The sequence below is a fragment of the Antiquaquibacter metalliresistens genome, from assembly GCF_029211225.1.
Taxonomy (GTDB): domain Bacteria; phylum Actinomycetota; class Actinomycetes; order Actinomycetales; family Microbacteriaceae; genus Rhodoglobus; species Rhodoglobus metalliresistens.
The window spans coordinates 1-15,549 of the sequence record NZ_JARGEM010000008.1; the positions used below are offsets into that span (position 1 = coordinate 1).

Consider the following 15,549-nt stretch of genomic DNA (forward strand, 5'->3'; position numbering starts at 1 on the left):
AACTCGTCCGTGTAGTTCTTCCTTGCCATCCCTTGGATTCTCGCTTCCCCAGCGCCGTGCTGGAATCAGCGTGTCCAAGATCAGGGGTCAAGCCCCCTGCTCGGGGCAGGTCTCGGTGACCCCGGCGACCAGTTCGAAGTGCCAGAGCTCGTTGACGTAGGTCTGGCACAGCCCGAACTGCGCACCGAACCGGTTGAGCCAATCCATGGCATCGGCGGTCGCGACGTCGACCGCGTTGCCGAGCACGTGCTGCGACTGGTCCGGCGGCAGCACCCAGCGGCGTGCCTCCACTTCGCTGCCGTAGGTGGCGACCGCGTCGTCGAACAGTGACTGCTGATAGCGGGCGCTGCGCCAACCGCTCGTGAACGTGAACTCCACGTCGCGGTCGAACGCGGCTGCGGCGGCCGCGCGTTCGAGCGCGTCTCGCAGGTCCGGCGCCAGGTTCGTCATCGCCGGCACGTCGTCGCCGAGGGCGACGCTCTCGCCGAGCGCCAGGTATCCGTCCGCCGGGCCGAGCGTCTGCGCACCCGTCTCCGCCGTCGGCGGGCGCGGCGGCATGGCGGTGGGGGCGCATCCCGAGATCACTGCAAGCAGCGTCAGGGCGGCGAGGATGGCGCGGTGGGGGCGAGGCGACACGCGGAACCTTTCGTCGGGCCTCCAGCCTCATGCCACGCGATGCTCGGCGAATCGGCCGCGGGGTGCGGTTCACCGTCCGCAGGTGCCGGCCGTGTCATCCTCAGGGCGGAGGGGATGCCCGCCTCAGACCTCTCGGGCCAGCTCCAGCTCGAGGCCGATCGAGCCCGCCACGGTCACGCCGGTCGGCCGGAACCCCGCCCGCTCGTAGGCCCGCCGCGCGCGCGAGTTGTCGGTGTGCACGTACAGCCGCGCATAGTCCAGGCCGCGCTCGCGCACCCAGTCGAGCGCGGCGTCGAACAGGGGCTGGATGACGCCCCGCCCCCGGAATTCGGGGTCGACGTAGACCCCCACGATGCCGCCCGCCGAACGTCGGATCTCCATGCCCTCGAAGTCCCGCTCGCCCGCGTGCTCGACGAGCACGGCGAGGGTGCCGACCCAGGCGCCGTCGGCGGTGACGGCCACGAACTGGCGGGCGACGGCATCCGCTCCCGCCTCGATTGACGCGGCGGCGGTGCGCTGCTGCCAGAACTCATCGGGCCGGGACGCGGCGTCGTCGTAGCTGTCGAGGAATGCGATGGCGGCGTCGGCGTCCTGCAGGGCGCTGAGGCGCAGGGCCCGGACCTCGCGCCACTCGTCGGCGCGCACCGGCCTGATGGCGAGGTCGTCCATGGGTCAATCATCGTGGGCGGTGGTCCTCCGCGGTTCGCGCAGACGCGGCGCGCGGGCGCTACCCCAACGCGTCGAGCACGCCCGCCCGCCGCTGGGCTACCGTCTGCGACCGCTCGTCGAACACCCGCGTCATCCGGCCGGGCGCGTAGGGCTCCCAGCCCGGCGCGCCGGTGCGGATGAACTCGACCCACGCCGCGTGCATCTCGCGGGCGAGCGCGGCCGGCGCGTCCGGGCCGGACAGGGGGAGGGCGTCTGGGGCGTCGACGCGGCCAAAGACGAAGGCGATCTCCACGGCGTGCGCGGCGCGCAGGTCACGCACGGGGCTCTGCCACGCGAACTCGTAGAGGTGCGTTGGGCTGGTGCGCGCGGCGGCGACTGCCGAGGCGGGGCCGCGCAGCACTCGGTCGGTGACGAGCTGCCCGAGCACCTCGCCCGGGGTGGCGGCGGGCAGTGCGGCCCGCACGGCCGCCGCGGCCCGCTCGGGCACGCGCAGGGCGCGCCGAAACACCCACGACTTGACCCGGCCGACGCCGGCGAGATCATCCGGGGTGAGCCACAGCCGGTACTCGTCGGTGTTGGTGCCGATCAGCAGCGGCACGGTCGTCTCGCGCAGCGCCAGATGCGGGGAGACCGGCAGCGTCTCGTCGTCGATGGCGAGCGCGAAGCCGGGCGTGCCCGAGAGCAGGGTCTTGCCCGCGGTGATCTCCGCGCGCGCCCTCAGCAGCTCGTGCGGGTCGAGTGCGAGGAACGCGTCGCGGGTCGCCGGCACCCCGAGTCGCGCGGCGATCGCCTTGGTGGCGCGGCCAGCGGTCTCGGGCGTGGATGCCGTCAGCGGCCCCGACTGGATGATCGCGCCCGCGATGAGCGCCCGCGTCTCGCCCCGCGACAGCAGTGCCGCGACGAGCGCGCCGCCGGCGGATTCGCCCATGACGGTGATGCGGGCGGGATCGCCACCGAAGGCCGCGATCTCTCGGTGCACCCAGTGGAGGGCGAGCGCGGCATCCCTGAGACCCAGGTTGAGCGGGGCGCCGTCGAGCACACCGAACCCCTCGCTGCCGAGCCGGTAGTTGGCGGTGACGGTCACGATGCCGTCGACGGCGAAGGGCGTGCCGTCGTAGCCGTCGAGGGCGCTCGCCCCGCGCTCGAGTGCGCCGCCGTGCAGCCACAGCACCACGGGCGCGTCCTTCGCACCGTCGGCGGCCCACACGTTGACGGTGAGGATGTCGTCGCCATCGATCGCGATGCTCGGCAGCAGTTCGCCGATGGCACCGGGGTAGGGCGTCTGCGGCGCGGTCGGTCCGAACGCGACCGCCTCGCGCACTCCCGGCCAGGCGGTCACTGGCTCGGGCGCGCGGAAGCGCCGCTCCCCGAAGGGCGGCAGGGCATAGGGGATGCCCAGAAACCGCCGAATGCCGTCCGACTCGAGGCCGCGCACCCGCCCGGTCGAAAGCTGAACCTCGGGTTGATTGGCTGCAGTGCTCACGCGCCTCGCTCCGGTCGGGGTGGACTCCGTCTCCGCGATCTTACGGGCGGCGGGGCCGGTTCGCATCGGCTCAATTGCCCGCGCCGAGCCGTCTCATCTGGCTACCGGATTGCGAGATGCCGAACCCTTGCGCCACCACGTGGCATCCCGTAACCTACAACCAAATGGTTGTAAGAGAGTTGTCCGACGAGGACGTGAACCGCATGTTCCGCGCGCTCGCCGACGCGACACGACGGGACATCGTGCGCCGCACGCTGGTCGCCGAGGTCTCCGTCTCGCACCTGGCGCACGCGTACGAGATGTCGTTCGCGGCCGTGCAGAAGCACGTCGCCGTGCTCGAGGAGGCGAGGCTGGTGACCAAGATCCCGCGAGGTCGTGAGCGGATGGTGCGCGGCAATCCCGATCGCATCCGACAGGCGCAACGGCTGCTCGACCAGTTCGAGCAACTGTGGCGTGCACGGGTCGACCGCCTGGACGCGATGCTCGCCGAAGACGACGCGTCCGCCTGAACACGAACCACCGACCGAACCGAACGAAAGGCCGCTCATGCCCGTTACTTCCGTCGAGAAGGATCTCGACCAGCTCACCATCACGATCGATGCCGACTTCGCCGTGCCGCTGCGCCGCCTCTGGGATGCCTACACCGACGCCCGGCAGATCGAGCGCTTCTGGGGCCCGCCCACCTACCCGGCCACCTTTCTGCGCCACGATGCCGCCGTCGGCGGTCGCAGCATCTACAAGATGACCGGCCCCGAGGGCGACGAGCACTACGGCTGCTGGGACTGGACGAGCGTGGATGCCCCGCACGCCTTCGAGGTGCTCGACGCGTTTGCGGATGCCGAGGGCACGCCGAACACCGATCTGCCGGTCACCCGCATGGCCTTCGCGTTCACGGAGACGGACGAGGGCTCGCACTTGACCACCACCGCCCACTTCGGTTCCCTCGAGCAGATGCAGCAGCTCATCGAGATGGGCCTGGAGGAGGGCAGCCGCCTGGCGATGGCCCAGATCGACGCGGTGCTCGCCGACCTCGCGGACTTCGCCGCCGGGCGGGCGGTCGAGGCGCAGGTGCTCAGCGACACGCAGGTGCGGGTGGCACGCGTCATCCGCGGCACCGTGCAGCAGGTGTGGCGAGCCCACAACGATGCCGACCTGATGCGGCAGTGGCTGCTCGGCCCGGACGGCTGGTCGATGCCGGTGTGCGAGATCGCGACGAAGGTCGGCGACAGCTACCGCTACGAGTGGGAGCAGGACGGCGGCGGCGAGCGCTTCGGATTCACGGGGGAACTGCTCGAGTCCAGCGAGCCGTACCGCGCTGTCACCACCGAGGCGATGATCGGCATGGACTTCCCCGCCACCCTGAACGAGCTGACGCTCACCCCGGTGGAGGGCGGCACGTTGCTGACGCTGCTGATCACCTACGCGAACGCCGAGCAGCGCGACGCGGTGCTCGCCACCGGCATGACCGTCGGCATGGAGACCAGCTACGCCCGCCTGGAGCGCCTGTTGGAGCCCGCCTCGGTGTGACGCTCACTCGGTGAGGGTGGGGTCGCCGGCCTCTGCGCGGGCCGCCGCGACCGCTCGCCCGCGCTCGGTGGCGGGAAAGCGGGCGGCGGCATCCCGCACCGCCTCGGCAGTGAAGTTCGCGCCGAAGAGCTCGCTGCCGGGCTGCAGCGAGATGCTGTCGTGCAACGTGCCCACCGGCACCGGGTCGAAGCCCACGGCGTCGACGATCGCGGCCACGGCGGCGAGGTCGCGATCGTCGTCGCCGGCGATGCCGATGGCCTTGCGGCCCGTCGTGCCCGGGGGAGTGGGGCCCTCATCGAGGTCGTGGTAGCCCATGTGGTTGAAGGCCTTGATCACGCGAGAGCGCGGCAGAAACGCCTGCACCAGCTCGCTCGTGGAGACGCGCGGGTCGTCGAGGTCGTCGCGGATGCCGTCGACCTCCCACCAATAGTTCATGGCATCGATCACGAGCTTGCCCTCGAGCGGCTCGACCGGCACGGTGCGGTACTTGCCGAGCGGCAGCGCGAGGATCACGATGTCCGACTCGCGTGCCACCTCCTCCGCGGACGCGGCGACGGCACCGGGGGCCAGCACATCGACGATGAGCGCGATGCGAGACGGATGCCCGGATGCCGCGATCATCACCCGATACCCGGCGGCGATCAGCAGTCTGGCCAGCACGGTGCCGACCTTGCCGGCGCCGAGGATGCCGACGGTGGTCTCACGCATGCATGGTCTCCTGTTCTGGTCGCGCCGCGTGCGCCGCGTGCTCCGCGTGGTGCGAGCCGACGCCATCGCGATCGGGAACGGCCGACGGGCGTCTCACGGCGCACTCACCCGAGCGCGGGCAGGATGTCGCGCATGATGCTGCCCAGCACGCGCGCGTTGAAGTCGACGCCGAGCTGGTTCGGCACCGTGACAAGCACGGTGTCGACGGCAGCCACGGCGGCATCCTGCCCGAGTTCGGCGGCGATCACGTCAGGCTCACCGATGTAACTGCGCCCGAAGCGCGAGAGGGCGCCGTCGAGCATCCCCACCTGGTCCTTCGCGTCGGCCTGTGCGCGGGCCCCGAAGTAGTGGCGACTCTCGTCGTCGATGATCGGCAGGATGCTGCGGCTCACCGACACCCGCGGCTGCCGCTCCCAGCCCGCCTCCACCCACACCGCGCGGTACCGGGCGATCTGCTCGGTCTGCAACTGATCGAACGGCACGCCCGTGTCCTCGGTGAGCAGCGTGGAGCTCATCAGGTTCATGCCCTGCTGTGCCGTCCACTCCGCCGTCGCTCGCGTGCCCGAACCCCACCAGATGCGGTCGGGCAGCCCGGGTGACTGGGGCTGGATCGCGAGGCCGCCCGCCATCCCGGTCATCTGCGGATTCGCCTGGGCGACGGTCGCGCCGGCGATCGCCGCGCGGAACAGCTCGGTGTGGGCGCGCGCCATCGCGCCATCGTCCTCGCCCTGCGCCGGCACGTAGCCGAAGGACTCGGCGCCGCGCAGTGCCGTCTCGGGTGAACCGCGCGAGATGCCCAACTGCAGGCGCCCGTCGCTGATCAGGTCGGCCGCCGCGGCCTCCTCGGCCATGTAGAGCGGGTTCTCGTAGCGCATGTCGATCACGCCCGTGCCGATCTCGATGGTCGAGGTGCGGGCGGCGATCGCGGCGAGCAGCGGGAACGGCGAGGCGAGCTGCCGAGCGAAGTGGTGCACGCGCACGTACGCTCCATGCACCCCCAGTTCCTCGGCGGCCACGGCGAGCTCGATGGTCTGCACGAGCGCGTCCCGACCGGTGCGCACGAGCGAGCCCGGCACCGCCTGCCAGTGCCCGAAGGAGAGGAATCCGATGCGTTTGGTCATGTCACTGGCAGCGTACCGCTGAGGTCGCCGACTCAGCTGACCGAGACCGTGGCCGGCTGCCAGTTGAGATTGCGGATGCGATCGAGCACGGTGTCGATGATGCGCACCTGGCTGATCGCGGGCGTCGTCTTGGGGTCGAGCAGGGGCACCACTTGCAGCCCGGTGGTCAGCCAGAGCAGCTCGTCGACGACGAGGGCGGTCGCGACATCCTCCTGGATCTCGCCGCTGGTGCGCGCCAGGTCGAGGTGCTGCTCGAAGAAGCGCCGCCAGATCGCGTGCGAGTCGGCGTGCACCTTCATGAGCACCGGATTGGATGCCGCCCGATCCCAGAACGCGACGGTCACCCTCGATTCCACCTGCCGCTCGCGGTCGAGGGGGAGCATCTCGGTGCACAGCGCACGGATCGCCGCGAGCCCGGTCTTGTCCCCGGTGGCGAGCGCCGCACGCTCGTTGATCCGGTAGAACGTGCGCTGGAACGCGGCGACCAGCAGCTCGTCCTTGTTGACGAAGTAGTGCTTGAGGCCACCGTTGGCGAAACCGGCTTCGGCCGCGATCTCGCGCATCGTCGCTGCGGCGAACCCGCCGCGGGCGATGATGCGCCACGTCGCCTCGACGATCTCGATGCGGCGCTGCTCGTGGTCAACCTGCTTCGGCACTGCGATCCTCCCTGCGACAGCTTATCTTCTCCATGCGTTGACGTACGGGTGGCGTGCTGACCCCTCATTCTGGGAAGTATCGCCGGGTGCGGAAGGCCGCCAGACTGGTCGGGACTCACACCGCGGGGGACGCGGGGAGTCTGGGGGGACGTCCTGATGACGATCGCGCTGTGGCTCATTGGCGGGCTGGTCTCGCTGCTGTTCGTGATCGCCGGCGGCGTGAAGGTGTTCGCGCCGAAACGCTGGCTGGTCGGCCGGGGGCTGCGATGGGTGGAGAACGTGCCCACGGTCTGGGTGAAGATCATCGGCGCGCTCGAGGTACTCGGTGCGCTCGGCATCGTGGTCGGCCTCCTCGCACAGGATCAGTACGGGCCGCTGGCGTGGTGGCTCGTCGCGGCGGCATCCCTCGCGCTGACCCTCGGGATGATCATTGCGGTGATCGTGCGCCTGCGTCGTCGCCAGGCGCCGGTGACACCGGCCGTGCGGGGCGCGCTCGCGGCCGCCACCGTCGTGATCGCGACGCTGCTCGCGTCGGCCTGGCCCGGCGGGGTGCTTGCGCCGTCCGTGCCGGTTCCGGCGAACCCGTTGTGGAGCCAGGACACGAAACCCGACCCGGTTCCCGCCGCCAACGTGGTGCTGAGCCTGCCCACGGACATGTACCGCCACAAGAACGCCCCCACCGAGTGGTGGTGGCACATCGGCACCCTGCGCGCAGGCGACCGGGTGTTCGGTTTCGAGATCAACGCCGCATCCTTCGTCGGCCAGAGCTTCGCGATGACGCAGGTGTCGCTGAGCGATGTCGAGGGTGGACAGCACTACGAGCACACACAGATCTATGTACCGAAGCCGATCGGCAACTTCGATGTCGCCAACTGGGCCGAAGGCGATCCCAGCAAGGACTGGTATGCCCGTCTCGGTGACGCCAGTTGGCCGGTCGGTGGCTTCAACATCACCGACGGGGGATCGGGCTACACCTCCGCCCCGACGGTCACGATCGAGGGCGACGGTTCTGGTGCATCCGGGTTGGCGGTGCTCGACGCCGATGGTGGTGTCGGACAGCTCGTGCTGCTGCAGCCGGGCTCCGGGTACACCGAGACCCCGACGGTGACGTTGACCGGGGGTGGTGGCTCCGGCGCGACCGCCGTCGCTGTGCGCAACGCCATCTCGATGACGGCACCGCAGGCCGACCCTTCGCAGAACATCGCGGTGACGTCGGTGTTCACCGATGCCGACACCGGCAGCGAGGTGACGTTCGACCTGACGCTGTCGCAACAGGGCAGGCCGTTCTACGTGTTCGGCACGGGTATCGAGCCGAGCGCGACCACGCAGTCCTTGACCGAGGACAACTACTACTTCTCGTACACGCGGCTCGAGGCATCCGGCACGATCACCCTCGATGGCGAGACCTTCGAGGTCTCGGGCACCACCTGGATGGACCACGAGTACGGCTACTTCGGTGGCAGCAGCGCCGATGCCCGGGTTCGGTGGCTCCTGCAGGACCTGCAACTCGACAACGGCTACACCATCTCCAACGCCGGCATCATCGGCGAGGGCTTCAAGCCCGAGATCGGGGTCAGCGTCAAGGCGTACGCGACGATCCAGGATGACGCGGGCGAGCTCTACTACGTCGCGAGCACCATCACGCCCGTCGGCGAGCTCTGGGTGAGTCCAACCACGGGCCAGGGCTACGCCCAGCAGTTCCTCGTGGAGATTCCATCGTTCGACGCATCGTTCACGGTCACCACGCGCCTTCTCGACCAAGAGTTCTCGATCCCCGGCGCTCCGATCTACGAGGGCACTGCGGACGTGTCGGGGGAGATCCTCGGCGAACCGGTCTCCGGCGATGCGTGGATCGAGCAGGCGTTCTGACCCGACGGGCTACGCAGTCTCGCTGGAACCGTCTGCAGCCGTGGCCTCCGCGATCGACTCTTCGGGCCCGGCCGCGACGATGCCCGGCGCGCGCCGCCGCGTGACCAGGTAGGAGCCGGCGAGCACGAGGGCGAAGCCCACGATCGTCCAGACCGTCACCCGTTCCCCGAGGATCAGCGCCCCGGCGACGATCGCGACGGCAGGGTTGACGTAGGTGATCGTGGTGGCCTTCACCGGGCCGATCTCGGCGACCAGCGCGACCATCGCCAGGAATGCGAAGGCGCTGCATACCACGGCGAGCACGACGATCGCGACGATCACGGGCGTCGACGGCCAGGCCGTTGGCACCCCGCCGGTGAGCACCACGAACGGTACGTACGCGATCGCGGTCCAGGCCAGTGAGACCGCGACCACGCCGACACCAGGCAGGTCCGACATCCACCGCGAGAGGATCGCCGGTCCGAGCGCGTAACCGACGACGACCACCGCCATCTCGGCGACCCCGATCAGATCGGAGCCGGCGACGTCGAAACCGACGAGGGCCGCCACCCCCAGCATCCCCGCGGCGATGCCCAGCCAGTTCAGGCCCGACAGCTTCGCCGGCCGGCCCATCGCGAACGCGACGGCGACCCCGGCGAGCGGCACGGCCGCGAGCAGGAGGCCGGCGGTGGAGCTCGGCAGGCGCTGCTCGGCCGAGCTGAGGAAGTACCAGGGCAGGATGATCTCCACCACCGTGTAGGCGAGCATCGGCTTCCAGCGGCGCATCACCGGGCCGACCTCGCGACGGACGAGCGCCAGCGGCAGCAGCAGGATCGCGGCCAGCCCGGCGCGCGCCAGCACCACCATGCCGGGCTCGAGCTCCGCGACCGCGATCTTGATGAACAGGTAGGGGATGCCCCAGGCGATCCCCAATGCGGCGAACAGGAGCAGGCCGCGTCGCGTCATGCTCCCCATTCTGCCGCTCGGCAGCGACACCGTCCGCGTTCCGATTACCCTCGTTGCATGAATCCCCGTTCGAGCGACTCCCCGGGCGTGCGCGCCGAGACCGGACCGTTCCTTGGGCTGACGGTGATCCAGCACTCACCCGACCCCGACCACCCCGACGCGCAGGGTCACCGGCACCGCTCGATCGCCGAGCGCATCCGATCCATCGGTCAGGCACGGGTCGGCGCACTGCTGCTGCTCGTGGGCACACTCGTCGCGATCGTCTGGGCCAACGTCGCCCATGGCTCGTACGAGGGCTTCTGGGAGACCCATCTCACACTGGGCGTCGGCGACCTGCGGCTCGACTTCACGCTGCACGCACTCGTCAACGACGCCATGATGGCGATCTTCTTCTTCCTGGTCGGCCTCGAGGTGCGCCGCGAGTTCGCGATCGGCGAGCTGACCAGCTGGCGAAGGGCCGTCGTGCCGGTCGTCGCCGCGGTGCTGGGTCTGGTCGTGCCGGCGGTGCTGTACCTGATGATCAGCGCGGGCAGCGGACAGGAGCACGCGTGGGGCATCGTGATCTCCACCGACACGGCCTTCCTGGTCGGCGCGCTCGCCCTCATCGGGCCGCGAGCCCCGGGCAGGCTTCGGGTGTTCCTGCTGGCGCTCGCCGTGGTCGACGACATCGGTGCGCTCAGCATCATCGCGCTGGTCTACACCGAGGACTTCACTCCGTTCCCGCTGATCATCGCCGCCGTCGGGCTGGTCGCGGTGTACTTCACCCGTTATCTCCGCGGCGGGCGCGGCCCGGTCTACGTCACCCTCGCGATCATCGTCTGGCTCGCGTTCCTGGCCTCCGGGGTGCACCCGACCCTGGCGGGTGTCGCGATCGCGCTGCTCGTGCCGGTCTACCGGCCCAGCCGTCGGGATGTCGAGCACGCGCTCGATCTCGCCCGCACCTTCCGGCAGTCGCCGAACTCCGAGTACGCGCGGGCGGCGGCCAACAGCCTGCGGGAGTCGATCTCGATCAACGAGCGGCTGCAGTCGGCGTATGCGCCGTACGTCGCCTACGTCGTGCTCCCGCTGTTCGCGCTGGCGAACGCCGGTGTGCAGTTGAGCGGTGACATCCTGATCGCGGCCCTGCAGTCGCCGATCACCTGGGGCATCGTCGTCGGACTGGTCGCAGGCAAGTTCATCGGCATCTTCGGATCGACCACCCTGCTGCGGCTGCTACGCATCGGCGAGTTCGGCCCCGGACTCACCCCGGATCGCATCGCGGGTGGTGCGCTGCTGTCGGGCATCGGATTCACCATCTCCCTCTTCATCGTCGATCTCGCCATCGTCGACCCCGCCGCCCAGAACGAGGCGCGTGTCGGGGTGCTGGCGGCATCCGTGATCGCGTTCGTGCTGGCCACGGTCGCGTTCCGCATCTCTGACGCCGTGCGACCGGCGCAGGAGAGCGGTCGCACCCTGATCCGGCCGGTCGATCCGGAACGCGACCACATATGGGGTGACCCGGATGCCCCACTCACCCTCGTCGAGTACGGGGACTTCCAGTGCGAGTTCTGTCTCAAGGCGTCCGGGTCGACGGACGAGGTGCAGCGCGAACTGGGGGAGCGAGTGCGCTACGTCTGGCGGCATGCGCCGTTGAGCCGGTTCCATCCGAATGCGCTCGCGGCGGCGGAGGCATCCGAGGCGGCCGCTCGTCAGGGACAGTTCTTCCCGTTCGAGAAGAGCCTGTTCCGCGACCAGGCGAATCAGATGCCGTCCGACATGATCCGCCGCGCGCAGGAACTGGGCCTCGACGTCGAGCGGTTCGAAGCCGATCTCAGTTCCGCGGAGGTCGCCACCCGCGTGCGCGACGACATGCTCGACGCCGAGGCGATGGACATCACGGCGGTGCCGACCTTCTTCGTGAACGGTCGGCGGCACGTCGGGCCCTACGACGCGCAGACGCTCATCCGCGCACTGCTGGAGACCGCACCGCGATCCTGACCGGCCGGCCGGGGCGCATCATCGCTGACGGCCCTTGAATCGGGGGTTGAGCTTGTTGATCACGTAGATCTTGCCGCGCCGTCGCACCACCTGCGCGCCGGGTTGCCGCTTGAGCGACTTGATCGAGGCACGAACCTTCATGTCATCGTCCTTTCTGAGAACCATTATCATTAAGCACGATATCGTCATCAGGGAGCGGAGCGACAATCGGATGAGCGCAGTGGATGTGATCGCGGTCGTCGGGGCCTGTGCGCCGGAACGCCTGCGCTACGCGAGGAGGCTCGCCGCCGCCACGCGGCGCGAGTTGATTCCGTCATCGCGGCTGGCGGGATCGCCGGATCCGGCGCTCGAGGCCGCGGCGCTCGCTTCGTGGTCCGAGAGCCCGACGGGTGTGGTCGTCGAGTTCCCGATCGAGGCGCCGACCACCGAGATCATCGGCGCCCTGGTGCAGGATGACGCACGCGCTCGCCTGCGTGCGGTCGTGTGCGTGCTGGATGCGGCGCACCTCCTCGACGACCTCGGGCGTGACGACACTGTCGCGTACCGTCGTGCGCCCGGCGGACTTCCCGTCGACTTCCTGGCGCGCGCCCAATTGACCGTGCTGCAGATCGAGTACGCCTCCGCCGTCGTGATGGTGAACTGGGGATCGTTGTCCACCGACGCCCTCTCGACGGTGATGGCGCTGGTCAACCACCTGAGCCCCATGGCTCGACTGCGGCTCCAGCACTCGACGGTGGACATCGCCGAAGCGGTCGAGCCCTACTCGTCGTCCCAGGAACGCGCGGGGTGGGTGTGTGTGCTCAACGGCGAGTTCGACCCGCACATGACCAGTCCGCGCGTGTCCGCGCTGCGCTACGAGCAGCTGCGGCCCTTCCATCCGGCGCGACTCAAGCACCTGCTGGATGAGCGCATCGAGCCGGGCGAGTTCGGCAGGCTGGTGCGATCGGCGGGCTTCAGCCGCCTGGCAACCCGTCCGCACGTCGTCGCCCAGTGGGAGCACGTCGCCAGCATGTTCTCCCTGAGTCCCCTCGTGGGCGACGATGACGACGAACTCGCCTCGCTCGGGCAGGAACTCGCTCTGATCGGGTTGGACCTCGACCACGACGGGATCACCGCCGCGTTCGATGCCGCAGCGCTCACCGACGACGAGCTCGCCGCAGGGCCGTCGGCGTGGCGCGGCTTCGCCGACCCCTTCCCGAGGTGGCACATGGTCGCGGATCCCACTGAGTGATCACAGCGCGCCACTGTCGTCGGAGTGTCGTACGCTCCCAGCATGACGGAGAGCACCGCGGCATCCACCGATCACGCCCCGCCCCCGGGCGGCATGCGCACCTTTCTGCAGGTGCTCGTCAACACCGCGATCGCGAACGTCACGACGAGCTACCTATGGTTCGGGCTCACCTTCTGGGTCTATCTCGAGACCCGGTCGGTGCTCGCGACGGGCATCATCGGCGGCGCGTACATGCTGTTCGTCGCGTTGTTCGGCATGGTGTTCGGCTCGATCGTCGACCGCCATCGCAAGCATCAGGCGATGATGTTCGCCAGCGGCACGACGCTCGCGGCCTTCATCGTCGCCGGGGTGCTCTATCTGCTGTTCCCGGAGTCCGCGCTCGTGGATCTCGGCGGACCCTGGTTCTGGTTGTTCGCCGGCATCATCCTCTTCGGTGGGGTGATCGAGAACATGCGCAACATCGCGCTGTCCACCACCGTGACGCTGCTGATCCCGCAGGAGCGCCACGCGAACGCGAACGGTCTCGTCGGCACCGTCACCGGTCTCGCCTTCATCGTCACGAGCGTGTTCTCCGGGCTCTCGATCGGGCTCCTCGGCATGGGGTGGACGCTGCTGATCGCCATCGTGTTCACCGCGCTGGCGTTCGCGCACCTGTTGTTCCTGCGGATCCCCGAGGCGAAACCGGTGATCGAGGAGCACCGCCCCATGATCGACATCCGTGGCGCGGTCGCCGCGGTGCGGCTCGTGCCCGGCCTGTTCGCCCTCATCATCTTCTCGACCTTCAACAACCTCATCGGCGGCGTCTACATGGCCCTCATGGACCCGTACGGCCTGGAGCTCTTCCCCGTCGAGTGGTGGGGCGTCGTGTTCGGTGTCGCCTCGACGGGATTCATCGTCGGCGGTCTGCTCATCGCCAAGTTCGGACTGGGGCGCAACCCGATCCGCACCATGCTGATCCTGGTGATCATCATGGGGCTGCTCGGCGCGCTGTTCACGATCCGCGAGTTCTGGTGGCTGTATGCCGCCGGCATCTGGGCCTACATGGTGCTGATCCCCGGTGTGGAGGCGGCCGAGCAGACCGTGATCCAGAAGGTCGTGGACTTCCGCACGCAGGGCCGCGTCTTCGGCTTCGCGCAGGCCTTCGAGTCGGCGGCGGCGCCGATCACCGCGTTCCTGATCGCGCCGATCGCCGAGTTCATCATCATCCCGTACATGGCGACGGATGCCGGCAAGACCACGTGGAGCTGGCTGCTGGGGGAGGGGGATGCCCGCGGCATCGCCCTCGTCTTCCTGGTAGCCGGGCTCGCGATGGTGGTCTTCGCGCTACTGGCCTTCCTCACCAGGTCGTACCGGCGAATCTCGGCGACGTATGCGGAGATTCCCCCGACGGCGGTGTCGCAGGATGCCGCCGTGGCCTGAGCACCGCCCCTGGTGACCGCAGCGCGGCCCGGTCGCCGTTCGCGACCGGGCCGCGCTGAGTCATCCGGTGCGGCGTCCCGCTCCCGGCGTCGTGCCGAACGGCAGCCGTGGAGCGTTCTCTCGCGGCGGGCCCGGTGTCAGCCGCGGCTTCAGATTCGGCAGCCGGATGCCCGAGTGATCGGGAGCCCTTCCGCCGTCGCGCGGCCGCGGTGCGAGCACGGCGCTCACGCGCTCACCTCCGCGCGCTCACCCGCCTTCGACGCGACCTGGATCTTGCGCGGCTTGGCTCGTTCGGCCACCGGGATGATCACCGAGAGCACACCGTGCTCGTAGTTCGCGGTGATGCGTTCGACATCGACGCCGTCGCCGAGGGTGAACTGGCGCATGTAGCTGCCGTGCGGCCGCTCGTTGGTCAGCCACTTCACGTTCTCGTTCGCGGGCATGTGCCGCTCCGCGCGGATCGTGAGCAGTTGTCCGTCGACGTCGAGGTCGACGCTCGCCGGGTCGATGCCCGGCAGGTCGGCGCTGAGGACGTACTGATCCCCGTCGCGGAACAGGTCGACGGGCATCAGCCGAGGAGCTCGAGCGGTATCGAACACACTGGATGCGAGGCGATCGAACTGGCTCAGCGCATCGAACGGATAGGACATGATCAATCTCCTTTCGTCATCGAATGAAGGGTCGCACGACCCATTCCTGTTTTAGCACTCTGATGCAGAGAGTGCCAGCGCCTCTCAGCGAACTTTCGGCTCGGCACGCAGCGGTGCCCGCGGAAGCCAGGCCACGGCGCCGAGCAGGGCGAGCACGAGGATCAGTTGTGCGGTGCCGGTCGCGAAGTAGAGCACCTGGAGCCACGAGAGGCCGCGGATGATGCCCGTCTCCACGAAGATCCAGATGATCATGCCGAAGCCCGCCACCGCCGTCCACACCAGTGACGACTCGCGGCGGGCCAGGAGCAGTACCGCCGCGAGCGTCTGCGTTCCGCCGACGACGACCAACAGCACGAGGCCTGGCACGAGGAACGAGGTGAACGGGCCGGTCGTGAGCATCGAGTAGGGCATCCCGATGCCGTCCGTCGCGGCGACGGCGATGCCGCCGACGAGAGCGGAGAGGGCGTTGAAGATCGTGACGACCACGAGGCTCCAGAAGGCGAGCAATCGGAGGGATCTGGTGGGCATCCTGGGCTCCTCAAAAGTGGTTGAGCACCCAGTCCAGCCCAGATCTTGGGCCGGGCTCAGGGTCGAACGTCCCTTGTCGCTCGCTGACTGCCCTCAATACTGAGTGCAGTCAGTAATGTGGGTAGACTGT

At 69.2% G+C, this 15,549-nt stretch carries 16 protein-coding genes; 6 read left to right on the top strand and 10 right to left on the bottom strand.

Going from position 1 to position 15,549, the window contains the following annotated elements:
• Positions 1-87: 87 nt before the first annotated feature.
• The 3 genes from PYV02_RS13535 to PYV02_RS13545 all read right to left on the bottom strand — a co-directional run bounded on the left by PYV02_RS13535 (position 88) and on the right by PYV02_RS13545 (position 2,788).
• Positions 88-636, bottom strand: coding sequence for a M15 family metallopeptidase (locus PYV02_RS13535; protein WP_275759590.1), 549 nt, complete (start codon positions 634-636; stop codon positions 88-90).
• 123 nt (positions 637-759) lie between these two features.
• Positions 760-1,305 carry a GNAT family N-acetyltransferase gene (locus tag PYV02_RS13540; protein WP_275759591.1) on the bottom strand — a complete coding sequence of 182 codons (546 nt, stop codon included), beginning with the start codon at positions 1,303-1,305 and terminating at the stop codon, positions 760-762.
• 58 nt (positions 1,306-1,363) lie between these two features.
• Entirely contained in the window at positions 1,364-2,788 is a 1,425-nt protein-coding gene (locus PYV02_RS13545; protein ID WP_275759592.1) for a carboxylesterase/lipase family protein, read from the bottom strand.
• 164 nt (positions 2,789-2,952) lie between these two features.
• On the opposite strand from PYV02_RS13545, the gene PYV02_RS13550 reads away from it, so the two are divergent.
• Together PYV02_RS13550 and PYV02_RS13555 are read left to right on the top strand one after the other, a co-directional pair.
• A complete protein-coding gene (locus PYV02_RS13550; protein WP_275759593.1) occupies positions 2,953-3,297 on the top strand; it encodes an ArsR/SmtB family transcription factor in 345 nt (114 codons plus the stop codon).
• 37 nt (positions 3,298-3,334) lie between these two features.
• Positions 3,335-4,315 carry an SRPBCC family protein gene (locus PYV02_RS13555; protein ID WP_275759594.1) on the top strand — a complete coding sequence of 327 codons (981 nt, stop codon included), beginning with the start codon at positions 3,335-3,337 and terminating at the stop codon, positions 4,313-4,315.
• Positions 4,316-4,318: 3 nt separating this feature from the next.
• On the opposite strand, the gene PYV02_RS13560 is transcribed toward PYV02_RS13555, so the two are convergent.
• The 3 genes from PYV02_RS13560 to PYV02_RS13570 are packed head-to-tail and all read right to left on the bottom strand — an operon-like array spanning position 4,319 to position 6,800.
• Entirely contained in the window at positions 4,319-5,089 is a 771-nt protein-coding gene (locus PYV02_RS13560) for an NADPH-dependent F420 reductase (protein WP_275759595.1), read from the bottom strand.
• Between the two features lie 38 nt (positions 5,090-5,127).
• The gene (locus tag PYV02_RS13565) at positions 5,128-6,144 is read right to left on the bottom strand and encodes an LLM class flavin-dependent oxidoreductase (RefSeq protein WP_275759596.1); all 1,017 of its coding nucleotides are present in this window, start codon (positions 6,142-6,144) and stop codon (positions 5,128-5,130) included.
• A gap of 32 nt (positions 6,145-6,176) precedes the next feature.
• Entirely contained in the window at positions 6,177-6,800 is a 624-nt protein-coding gene (locus tag PYV02_RS13570) for a TetR/AcrR family transcriptional regulator (RefSeq protein WP_275759597.1), read from the bottom strand.
• A 156-nt stretch (positions 6,801-6,956) separates the two neighbouring features.
• Here PYV02_RS13570 and PYV02_RS13575 point away from each other — a divergent pair, with 156 nt between their 5' ends.
• Positions 6,957-8,669: a lipocalin-like domain-containing protein gene (locus PYV02_RS13575; RefSeq protein WP_275759598.1), complete on the top strand. Its 1,713-nt coding sequence runs from the start codon at positions 6,957-6,959 to the stop codon at positions 8,667-8,669.
• Positions 8,670-8,678: 9 nt separating this feature from the next.
• Here PYV02_RS13575 and PYV02_RS13580 read toward each other — a convergent pair whose 3' ends face one another.
• Positions 8,679-9,614, bottom strand: coding sequence for a DMT family transporter (locus PYV02_RS13580; protein WP_275759599.1), 936 nt, complete (start codon positions 9,612-9,614; stop codon positions 8,679-8,681).
• Between the two features lie 57 nt (positions 9,615-9,671).
• Here PYV02_RS13580 and nhaA point away from each other — a divergent pair, with 57 nt between their 5' ends.
• The gene (gene nhaA, locus PYV02_RS13585; RefSeq protein ID WP_275759600.1) at positions 9,672-11,591 is read left to right on the top strand and encodes a Na+/H+ antiporter NhaA; all 1,920 of its coding nucleotides are present in this window, start codon (positions 9,672-9,674) and stop codon (positions 11,589-11,591) included.
• A gap of 18 nt (positions 11,592-11,609) precedes the next feature.
• Here the strand turns inward: nhaA and ykgO are convergent, their stop codons facing one another.
• Complete coding sequence (gene ykgO / locus PYV02_RS13590) at positions 11,610-11,732, bottom strand: type B 50S ribosomal protein L36 (protein ID WP_275759601.1); 123 nt, start codon at positions 11,730-11,732, stop codon at positions 11,610-11,612.
• A 70-nt stretch (positions 11,733-11,802) separates the two neighbouring features.
• Between ykgO and PYV02_RS13595 the strand changes: the two genes are divergently transcribed.
• Together PYV02_RS13595 and PYV02_RS13600 are read left to right on the top strand one after the other, a co-directional pair.
• Complete coding sequence (locus PYV02_RS13595; protein ID WP_275759602.1) at positions 11,803-12,822, top strand: GTP-binding protein; 1,020 nt, start codon at positions 11,803-11,805, stop codon at positions 12,820-12,822.
• Between the two features lie 42 nt (positions 12,823-12,864).
• A complete protein-coding gene (locus tag PYV02_RS13600) occupies positions 12,865-14,241 on the top strand; it encodes an MFS transporter (protein WP_275759603.1) in 1,377 nt (458 codons plus the stop codon).
• A 224-nt stretch (positions 14,242-14,465) separates the two neighbouring features.
• Here PYV02_RS13600 and PYV02_RS13605 read toward each other — a convergent pair whose 3' ends face one another.
• Complete coding sequence (locus PYV02_RS13605) at positions 14,466-14,891, bottom strand: Hsp20/alpha crystallin family protein (RefSeq protein WP_275759604.1); 426 nt, start codon at positions 14,889-14,891, stop codon at positions 14,466-14,468.
• 84 nt (positions 14,892-14,975) lie between these two features.
• A complete protein-coding gene (locus tag PYV02_RS13610) occupies positions 14,976-15,419 on the bottom strand; it encodes a hypothetical protein (protein WP_275759605.1) in 444 nt (147 codons plus the stop codon).
• Between the last annotated feature and the right edge of the window lie 130 nt (positions 15,420-15,549).